7 protein-coding genes are annotated in these 8,928 nt (G+C 65.9%); 2 read left to right on the top strand and 5 right to left on the bottom strand.

Annotated features, from left to right (window positions below; genetic code table 11):
* Positions 1–19 precede the first annotated feature (19 nt).
* From AC56LR_RS14070 to AC56LR_RS14090, 5 genes are all read right to left on the bottom strand, one after another.
* Positions 20–2,062, bottom strand: a complete 2,043-nt coding sequence (locus AC56LR_RS14070; RefSeq protein ID WP_497131255.1) for an alpha/beta hydrolase family protein — start codon at positions 2,060–2,062, stop codon at positions 20–22.
* Between the two features lie 125 nt (positions 2,063–2,187).
* Positions 2,188–4,260, bottom strand: a complete 2,073-nt coding sequence (locus AC56LR_RS14075; RefSeq protein WP_497131257.1) for a sodium:solute symporter family protein — start codon at positions 4,258–4,260, stop codon at positions 2,188–2,190.
* A complete protein-coding gene (locus tag AC56LR_RS14080) occupies positions 4,257–4,568 on the bottom strand; it encodes a DUF4212 domain-containing protein (RefSeq protein ID WP_497131259.1) in 312 nt (103 codons plus the stop codon). The genes AC56LR_RS14075 and AC56LR_RS14080 overlap by 4 nt, the downstream gene beginning before the upstream one ends.
* Positions 4,558–6,147 (bottom strand): sensor histidine kinase, encoded by a 1,590-nt coding sequence (locus AC56LR_RS14085; RefSeq protein WP_497131260.1) that lies wholly within the window; start codon positions 6,145–6,147, stop codon positions 4,558–4,560. Before AC56LR_RS14085 ends, AC56LR_RS14080 begins: the two co-directional genes overlap by 11 nt.
* Positions 6,144–6,854 carry a response regulator gene (locus AC56LR_RS14090; protein WP_497131262.1) on the bottom strand — a complete coding sequence of 237 codons (711 nt, stop codon included), beginning with the start codon at positions 6,852–6,854 and terminating at the stop codon, positions 6,144–6,146. The genes AC56LR_RS14085 and AC56LR_RS14090 overlap by 4 nt, the downstream gene beginning before the upstream one ends.
* Before the next feature lie 235 nt (positions 6,855–7,089).
* Between AC56LR_RS14090 and recA the strand changes: the two genes are divergently transcribed.
* Complete coding sequence (recA, locus tag AC56LR_RS14095; protein WP_497131264.1) at positions 7,090–8,181, top strand: recombinase RecA; 1,092 nt, start codon at positions 7,090–7,092, stop codon at positions 8,179–8,181.
* Between the two features lie 24 nt (positions 8,182–8,205).
* The gene (gene recX / locus AC56LR_RS14100) at positions 8,206–8,664 is read left to right on the top strand and encodes a recombination regulator RecX (protein WP_497131266.1); all 459 of its coding nucleotides are present in this window, start codon (positions 8,206–8,208) and stop codon (positions 8,662–8,664) included.
* Positions 8,665–8,928: the final 264 nt, after the last annotated feature.

Consider the following 8,928-nt stretch of genomic DNA (forward strand, 5'->3'; position numbering starts at 1 on the left):
TTTTTGCTCAAGCAAAGGGTTATTGTCTTACCGCGCCCGGGCCGATGTGCTTGTCCAGGAAGCGCTCAACGCGGCCCCAGAAGTCGACGCTATTCTTCGTCAGCCTGAAGCCGTGGCCTTCTTCCGGATACTCGACCCATTCGACGTTCTTGTTGGTCTTCATGACGGCGTCGCGGAACCGTGTGCCGTGGGTGATCGGGACGCGCTGGTCCACGCCGCCGTAGGCCAGCAGCAGCGGCTGGGTGATGCGGCTGGCCTGCTCGATCGGCGAGGTGGCCTTGAGCTGGGCCGCATCCTTGACCCGGTCGCCGACCATTTCCGGCATGCCGTAGGATTTCCACTCTTTCGAGAGGTCGCTGCCGAAATTCCAGCCGCTGTCGTACATCAGGTTGATGTCGGTAACGCCTACCCAGTTGATGCCGCATTTGTACAGGCCGGGATCGTTCACCAGGCCCATCAGGGTCGCATAGCCGCCGTAGCTGGCGCCGGCGATGCACACGCGTTGGGCATCGACGATGCCTTTTCCGGCGGCCCAGTGCACGCCGTCGGCGATATCATTCTGCATCGCCAAGCCCCATTGCTTGAAGCCGGATTTGAAGTGCCTGACGCCGAAGCCGGTGCTGCCGCGGAACTCCGGCTCGAGCACGGCATAGCCACGCGATGCCAGGAACTGGGCCTGCGCGTCCCAGCCCCACGAACCCCCACGCATGTAGGGACCGCCGTGCACCAGCACCACCATCGGCAGGCCGGTCTTCTTGCCGCCAGGGGGGAGCGTGAGCAGCGCCGGGATCTCCAGGCCGTCGCGCGCCTTATAGCGCACAAACTGCTGGCGCCCCATCTGGGCCGGATTGATGGCCGGCCGCGTGTCGGCGATCTTGCTGAACACCCGGGTCTCGGTGTTGTAGAGCGAATAGCTGCCTGGATGGACGTCCGAGTAGGCGTAGACCAGTACCCAGGGCGAGGCTGCCTGGGCCGGCACCGAAATCAGGTTGACGGTGGCCGGCAGCAGTTTATCGACCTGTTGCTGGACGTCCTTCATGCCGGGATCGAACCACTCGATCGATGTCGCATCAGTGGTGAAGCGCGCGCCAAGCACCTTGTCGCGGTTGACCACCAGGCGGCCGTCGAAGTCGTAGCCGGTGGTGACCAGCACCGGTTCCGGGTTGACCTTGCCGGTGGCGATGTCCAGCAGGTGCAGCGCGGTGGTGTCGCGCCCGCCGCTGGACGCCAGCACGAACAGCTTGCCGTCCGGCGTGAAGCCGACCGGCTGCAATTCCTTGCTGCCGTCGCCGTAGGCCGGGAAGCTGGCAAGCGCGCGCCACGCGCCGCTCGACGGCTCGCGATAATGCAGCGTGACGGTGTCGCGTTCCAGCGAGCTGGCCAGGCGTGGCTCGCCCTTGTGGTCGAGGATCCAGCTGCGCACCTTGTGGACCGGACGCGGCACCGACTGGGTGCTGCCGGTCAGTGTGTTCAGGCGCAGCAGGTCGACGCTGCCCACCGCGTCGGCGGTGTCGTAATTGACGCTGGTGACGTAGACGTATTCCGAATCCTGCGCCCCGGCCTGGTCAAGCATGAAGGTGTGCCAGGGCAGGATCTTGCGGACCGTGCGCCGGCCGAGCGAGGAATTGCTGCCGGTGCGGTCGGCCAGCTCCACGAATTTTTCGCCATCGCGGTCGACCGCGTACAGGCCTGGCGCGTAGCGCTGGTTGCCCTGGCCGACTCCTTTTTCACGCGTGTCGAACAACAGGCGTTCGTTGCTGATCCACTGGAAGTCGCCAATGTCGGCATCGTTGTACGAGGCGACCACCTTGGCGCTGTTGGCGGCCAGGTCCACCACCACCAGCGCATCGCGCCGGCCGGGCGCACCGGAGCGCGCGGCCAGGAAGCGCGCGTCGGGCGAGAGCTTGGCGCCGCTGATCGGAGCGCTGGAGAAGAAACTGGCGATGGTGGGCAGCGCGCCGGCTGCCGGCGCCGGCGTTTGCGCCTGCGCACCGGGCAGGGTGCAGGCAAGGGCGGCGGCGAAGCTTGCGCTACGCAGTACGCGGGGAAGGAACGAGGTCATGTCGGCTCTTGAGAAATGGAGAGGCGCCTGGGAAGGCATCCCAACAATAGCAGTCTTGCAGGGCCAGCAAAACCCTTTGGCTCAACTCCATGCCGCGCGCATACGTACTGTCGCGCCGGCGCAATTCAAGCGCCGTTTGGCGGGTCCTGTTCCGGCGCACGGATGTAGTCGACCATGCCGATGCTGGTGCGGCTCGGCGGCGCGCTCGAGAGGCTGCCCAGCACCGTGGCGAGCAAGCCGGCCGGTACGCCGAACACGCCGGCGGCCAGCGGCTGGATGCCGAACCAGGCGTCGTCGACGCTGCCGCCCAAGGTCGGACTGGCGCGCAGCATGTACCAGAGGCAGATGCCGAAACCCGTGAGCATGCCGACGATCGCCCCCGTGTGGTTGGCGCGCTTCCAGAACACGCCCAGCACCAGTACCGGGAACAGCGTCGACCCAGCCAGCGAGAAGGCCGCCCCGACCAGCGACAGGATGTCCGCGGGGCGCTGAGAGGCCGCGTAGGCAGCGATGAAGGCCACCGCCAGCAACAGCAGCTTGGAGATCGTGACCCGCTTCTGGGTCGAGGCGCCCGGGTCCACCATCTTGTACCAGACGTCGTGCGAGAGCGCGTTGGAAATCGCCAGCAGCAGGCCGTCGGCCGTGGACAGCGCCGCCGCCAGCCCGCCGGCCGCCACCAGTCCCGAGATCACATAGGGCAGGCCGCCGATCTCGGGGGTGGCCAGCACCAGCACGTCGGCGTCGATCGCGAATTCGGCCAGTTGCACGATGCCGTCGCCGTTGATGTCCGCCACGCTGACGAGGGGGCTGACCTTGTCGATGTTGGCCCAGTACGAGATCCAGGTAGGCAGGGCGGAAAAGTCGCTGCCCACCAGCGAGGTATACAGGTCGTATTTCACCAGCACCGCCAACGCGGGTATGGTCAGGTAGATCAGCAGGATGAAGAACAGGGTCCAGAACACCGACACCCGGGTCTCGTGCACCGAGGGCGTGGTGTAGGCCCGCATTAATATGTGGGGCAGGGCCGCGGTGCCGAACATCAGGCAGAACACCACCGCCAAAAAGTTATTGCGGCGCTTGTCCGACTCGGCTTCGGTTGCGCCGGGGAAGGGCGTGGCATGCGGCTCGGGCGGCCGCGCACGCTGCAGGTTGGCTTCGCGCAGCTCCAGCCACTTCGTGCGCGCTTCGTCGGGCGATCCCGGATAGGTAGCGAGCGCGCGCTCGGCCTGGCGCACTTCTCCCAGCGAGGCATTGCTGGCGCGGACCGCCCGCAATGCGCGCTGCGCTTCGAGCTTGCCGGCTTCCCACGATGCCGGCAATGCCTTGAGGCGCGCATCGAATTCGCCGGCGCGGCGCGCGAACTCTGCACGCACCTCGAGTTCGCGCGGGTCCTGCGCCAGCTGCCGTTCGCGCGCCGCCAGTTTCGGCAGGAGCGAACCGTAGGCCACCTGCGGCACCGGGTTGTCGGCATGCTTGGCCGACAGCCAGATGGTCGGGATCAGGAAGGCGACCAGCAGGATGATGTACTGGGCCACCTGGGTCCAGGTGATGCCGCGCATGCCGCCCAGGAAGGAGCACACCAGGATGCTGGCCAGGCCCAGGAAGATCCCGACCGAAAAATCGACCCCGGTGAAGCGCGAGGCGATCAGGCCGACCGCGTAGATCTGCGCCACTACATAGGTAAAGGAGACCAGGATGGTGGCGCCGACGGCGAGCGCCCGCACCGGTCCGCCGCGTCCGCCGGCACCGCCGCCGTAGCGCGCCGCCAAAAAGTCCGGGATGGTGTACTGCGCGAATTTGCGCAGGTAGGGCGCGATGAGCAGCGCCACCAGCACATAGCCCCCGGTCCAGCCCATGATGTAGGCCAGGCTGTCGAAGCCGTACAGGTACAGGCCCCCGGCCAGGCTGATGAAGCTGGCCGCCGAGATCCAGTCGGCCGCCGTGGCCATACCGTTGAACAGGGCCGGCACGCGCCTGCCGGCCACGTAGTATTCGGTGACGTTCGAGGTACGCGCCACCACGCCGATGGTGGCGTAGAGTGCGATGGTGGCGAACATGAAGATGTAGCCGATCCACAGGCGCGGCATGCCTTCCTGCTCGAGCAGGGCCAGCGACGCCAGGAACAGCGCGAAGCAGCCGGTGTACCAGAGGTAGTAGCGCGACAGCTTGCGGAAATAGGGCGGCTTGGCGGTGCTCATGCGCCTGCCTCCGGCGCGGCGTACAGCAGGTCGAGGCGGCGCATGCGCCAGGCGTACCATGCGATGATGGCCAGCGACACCAGCGAGGCCCCCTGCGCCGCCATGTAGAACGACAGCGGCCAGCCGAACACGCTGAACCGGGCCAGCTCGCGTGCGAAATACACGGTGCCGAAACCGGTGGCCAGCCACACGACCAGCAGCACGGCGGTCAGGCGCCGGGTGCGCTCCCAGTGCGCGGCGCGGGCGGCCAGCAGGCGCTGGTGGCGGGCAGCCGCGTCGGGCAGGGGCGAAGAAGGGTCAGGCGGCATGGTCGGCATCGGCGTCGTCGGCGTGGTGAAGCGGTGGCGGGAAAGTCAGGCGGAACAGGCTCCCCGGGTGCTTCCTGGAGTCGCTGCGCGGATTGTTGAAGATGTCGACTTCGGCCCCGTGCTGCTGGGCGATCTCGCGCACGATCGCCAGCCCCAGGCCGCTGCCCTGCACGTTGCTGCCCAGGATGCGGTAGAAACGCTCGAATACGTGGGTGCGCTCGGCGGGGGCGATGCCGGGACCGGTGTCCTCGACTTCGAGCAGCACGTGCTCGCCGTCGCGCCGCACGCGCACCGTCACGCTGCCGCCCTGTGGCGTATAGCGCAGCGCATTGTCGATCAGGTTCGACAGCAGCTCGCGCAGCATCAGCGCATTGCCTGCGATGACGGGTGGATCGCCCGGCGGCTGGTCCGGCAGCTCCAGGCCGAAATCGATCCGGTGCGCGAACGAGGCCTGCACCCAGTCCTGCACGGTGGCGCGCGCCAGCTGCGCCAGGTCGACAGCCTCGAAAGCCAGGCCCGCATGTGGCTGGTTTTCGGCGCGCGCCAGCGCCAGCAGCTGGTTGACCAGGCGCGTGGCCGATTCCGAACTCTTGGCAAGCTGCTCGAGCGAGCGGTGGATTTCTTCCGGGTCGACCTGGCGCAGGGCCAGCTCGGACTGCATGCGCATGCCCGCCAGCGGCGTCTTCATCTGGTGCGCGGCGTCGGCGATGAAGCGCTTCTGCATCTCGACGGTCTGGGCCAGGCGCTCGAGCATGTCGTTGAAGGAGCCGACCAGCGGCGAGATTTCTTCGGGCACCTGGCGCGGGTCGATCGGCGACAGATCGTCGTGCGGGCGGGCGCGGATGCGCTCCTGCAGCTCGGCCAGCGGCGTGAGGCCGCGCGACAGCGCAAACCAGACCAGGGCAAGGATCACCGGCAGGATGATGAACTGCGGCAGGATCACGCCCTTGATGATCTCGTTGGCCAGATGGGCGCGTTTGTCGAGCGTTTCCGCCACCTGCACCAGGGCCAGGTCCGGCGCCGCGGCGCGCCCCGCGTCCTCGCCGCGCAGCGGATCGAGGTGCACATAGGAATAAGCCACGCGCACCGGCGTGCCGTGGATGCTGTCGTTACGGAAGCTCACGGTGTCGCTGCGGCCGCCGTCGGCGGCGGCGGCGGCGCCCGGCACACCGCTGCGCGGGCGCGGCAGGTCGCGGTCGCCGTCGATGTGCAGGCCGTCCGGCCCGCTGATCTGGAAGTAGACGCTGTCGACGTCGTCGGCGCGCAGTACGTCGCGCGCGCTGCCCGGCAGTTGCACGGTCGGCCGGCCGGCCACGGTGCGGATCTGCTGCGACAGCACGGTGACCCGGTCTTCCAGCGCATCGTCGAAGGGCTGGTTGGCGATCGACTTGGCCACCAGGTAGGTGATCGCGATGCTCATCGGCCACAGCAGTAATAGCGGGGCCAGCATCCAGTCGAGGATCTCGCCGAACAGCGAGTGCCGGATGTTCTCGTCCGGTTCGGGATTCGGCGGAATATACAGCGGCTCGGCCGCCCAGGGTCCGGGCGCGGCATCCAGACCGGTGTGGCGTTCGCTCACTTGTCGGCGGATTTGCTGTCGGCGACGGTGCGCGGGGCGTCGGAAAACTTCTCGAGGCAGTAGCCCAGGCCGCGCACGGTGGCGATGCGCACGCCGCCGACCTCGATCTTCTTGCGCAGGCGGTGCACGTAGACCTCGATGGCGTTGTTCGACACTTCCTCGCCCCATTCGCACAGGTGGTCGACCAGCTGCTCCTTGGAGACCAGGCGCCCGGTGCGCGCCAGCAGCACTTCGAGCAGGCCGAGCTCGCGCGCCGACAGGTCGAGCATCTGCTCGTTGATGTAGGCGCTGCGGCCGACCTGATCGTAGACCAGCGGACCATGGCGCACCACGGCCGCCCCGCCGCCGGCGCCGCGGCGGGTGAGGGCGCGCACCCGCGCCTCGAGCTCCGACAGGGCGAAGGGCTTGGCCATGTAGTCGTCGGCGCCGAGGTCGAGGCCTTCGACGCGCTGCTCGACCGAATCGGCGGCGGTGAGGATCAGCACCGGCAGCAGCGAGGAGCGCGCGCGCAGGCGGCGCAGCACTTCGAGGCCGGACAGCTTGGGCAGGCCGAGGTCGAGGATGAGGAGGTCGAATTCCTGGGTGGACAGCGCGGTGTCGGCGTCCTCGCCATTCTTGACGCAGTCGATGGCATAGCCGGACTGGCGCAGCGAGCGGGTGAGTCCGTCGGCAAGTACGCTATCATCTTCGGCGAGCAGAATTCGCATGGGAGCACCCGGTAAACGTTGGACTTTTGACAGCTCCTATTGTGTTTGATTTATCGCAACAATGCGAGCCTCCTCTTAACAACAGGGAGGTTTTTTTCGCTTGCATAAACTACTGGATTTATATACAGTAGTGACTTGAATTCACGTTTGAGAACCACTGGAATTTTATACAGTAGTGACCTTGATTTGCGCGGTAGCGACCCTACCTTGCCTACTCCACAGCTGAAAGTACACCATGGACGACAAAAAAACCGCAGTAAACGCCGCTGAAAAGGGCAAGGCGCTGGCCGCCGCCCTGGCGCAAATTGAAAAGCAGTTCGGCAAGGGTTCGGTCATGCGTATGGATGCGAATACGCCGGTCGAGGAAGTGCAGACTGTTTCCACCGGCTCGCTGGGCCTGGACATCGCGCTGGGCGTCGGTGGCCTGCCGCGCGGCCGTATCGTCGAGATCTACGGCCCGGAATCGTCGGGTAAAACCACCCTGACGCTGCAGACCATCGCGCAAATGCAAAAGCTGGGCGGCACCTGCGCCTTCATCGACGCCGAGCACGCGCTCGACGTGGGCTATGCGCAAAAGCTGGGCATCAAGCTCGACGAGCTGCTGATCTCGCAGCCGGACACCGGCGAACAAGCCCTCGAAATCACCGACGCCCTGGTGCGTTCGGGTTCGGTCGACCTCGTGGTCATCGACTCGGTGGCGGCACTGACCCCGCGCGCCGAGATCGAAGGCGACATGGGCGACTCGCTCCCGGGCCTGCAGGCCCGACTGATGTCGCAGGCGCTGCGCAAGCTCACCGGCTCGATCAACCGTACCAATACCCTGGTGATCTTCATTAACCAGATCCGTATGAAGATCGGCGTGATGTTCGGCAGCCCGGAAACCACGACCGGCGGTAACGCGCTGAAGTTCTACGCCTCCGTGCGCCTGGACATCCGCCGTACCGGTTCGATCAAGTCGGGTGACGAAGTGATCGGTAACGAAACCAAGGTCAAGGTCGTCAAGAACAAGATCGCGCCTCCGTTCAAAGAAGCGCACTTCGACATCCTTTATGGAGAAGGCACGTCGCGCGAAGGCGAAATCCTGGACCTCGGCGCCGACAACAAGATCGTCGAGAAGTCGGGCTCGTGGTACAGCTATAACGGCGAACGCATCGGACAGGGCAAGGACAACGCCCGCCAGTTCCTGCGCGATCGTCCTGCGCTGGCCCGCGAGATCGAGAACAAGGTCCGTACGGCCTTGGGCGTGCGTGAACTGCCGCCGGTCACTGCTGCTGTCGCCGCCGCTGAAGAAGCCGGCAAGGTGAAGCTGCAGGCGGTCGGCGAGTAATCGCCGCCAGCCGGTCGCTAGACCATGCCAGCACCCCAGCTCAGCCTCAAAGGGCGCGCGCTTCGCTATCTGTCGATGCGCGAGCACAGCCGGCTCGAGCTGGGTCGTAAACTGGCCCGTTATGCCGAGGAGGGCGATGACGTGGAAGCCCTCCTGGATTTCCTTGAAAAGAACAACTGGCTGTCGCAAGAGCGCTTCGCCGAATCGCTCATCAACCGGCGCGCCGCACGTTTCGGCAACAGCCGCGTCATGGCCGAGCTGAAAAGCCATGGCGTCAAGGGCGAAGCCCTGGACGAGCTCAAGGCCGGCCTGGCGGACACCGAAACGGCGCGCGCGACCGAAGTCTGGCAGCGCAAGTTCGGCACGGTGGCTGCGGATGCAGCCGAGCGCGCCAAGCAGATGCGCTTCCTGCTGCAGCGCGGCTTTTCCCAGCGCGCAGCCCGGGTGGCGATGCAGGGCGGGCCGGACGACGACGAGTTCTGACGGCGGCAGGTTTCCGTCCCGGCAGCCTGGTTGTAGCAACATCATCTAATAGCATCTTCAAGCGGGCCTTCCCTGGCGCCGGTTTGCATTTTCCCGCCCAACCCACACCATGCTCCGCAGTTGCGACCCTTTGCATAGTCGCGCATCGTAGATCCTATGATGAAAAGAAAGTGAGCCGATTTGCAGATTGAGTCCTAACCTGAGAGTTCGAAACTTAGACTTAGGAGATCAACATGCAACCGGCTCACATGGAAGATTCTACGC

This window comes from Telluria sp. ZT3P39 (assembly GCF_059685935.1).

Bases quoted from the DNA above. Each gene is read 5' to 3' on its own strand.
- AC56LR_RS14070 (WP_497131255.1), bottom strand. From the start codon at position 2,062: ATGACCTCGTTCCTTCCCCGCGTACTGCGTAGCGCAAGCTTCGCCGCC.
- AC56LR_RS14075 (WP_497131257.1), bottom strand. From the start codon at position 4,260: ATGAGCACCGCCAAGCCGCCCTATTTCCGCAAGCTGTCGCGCTACTAC.
- AC56LR_RS14080 (WP_497131259.1), bottom strand. From the start codon at position 4,568: ATGCCGCCTGACCCTTCTTCGCCCCTGCCCGACGCGGCTGCCCGCCAC.
- AC56LR_RS14090 (WP_497131262.1), bottom strand. From the start codon at position 6,854: ATGCGAATTCTGCTCGCCGAAGATGATAGCGTACTTGCCGACGGACTC.
- recA (WP_497131264.1), top strand. From the start codon at position 7,090: ATGGACGACAAAAAAACCGCAGTAAACGCCGCTGAAAAGGGCAAGGCG.
- recX (WP_497131266.1), top strand. From the start codon at position 8,206: ATGCCAGCACCCCAGCTCAGCCTCAAAGGGCGCGCGCTTCGCTATCTG.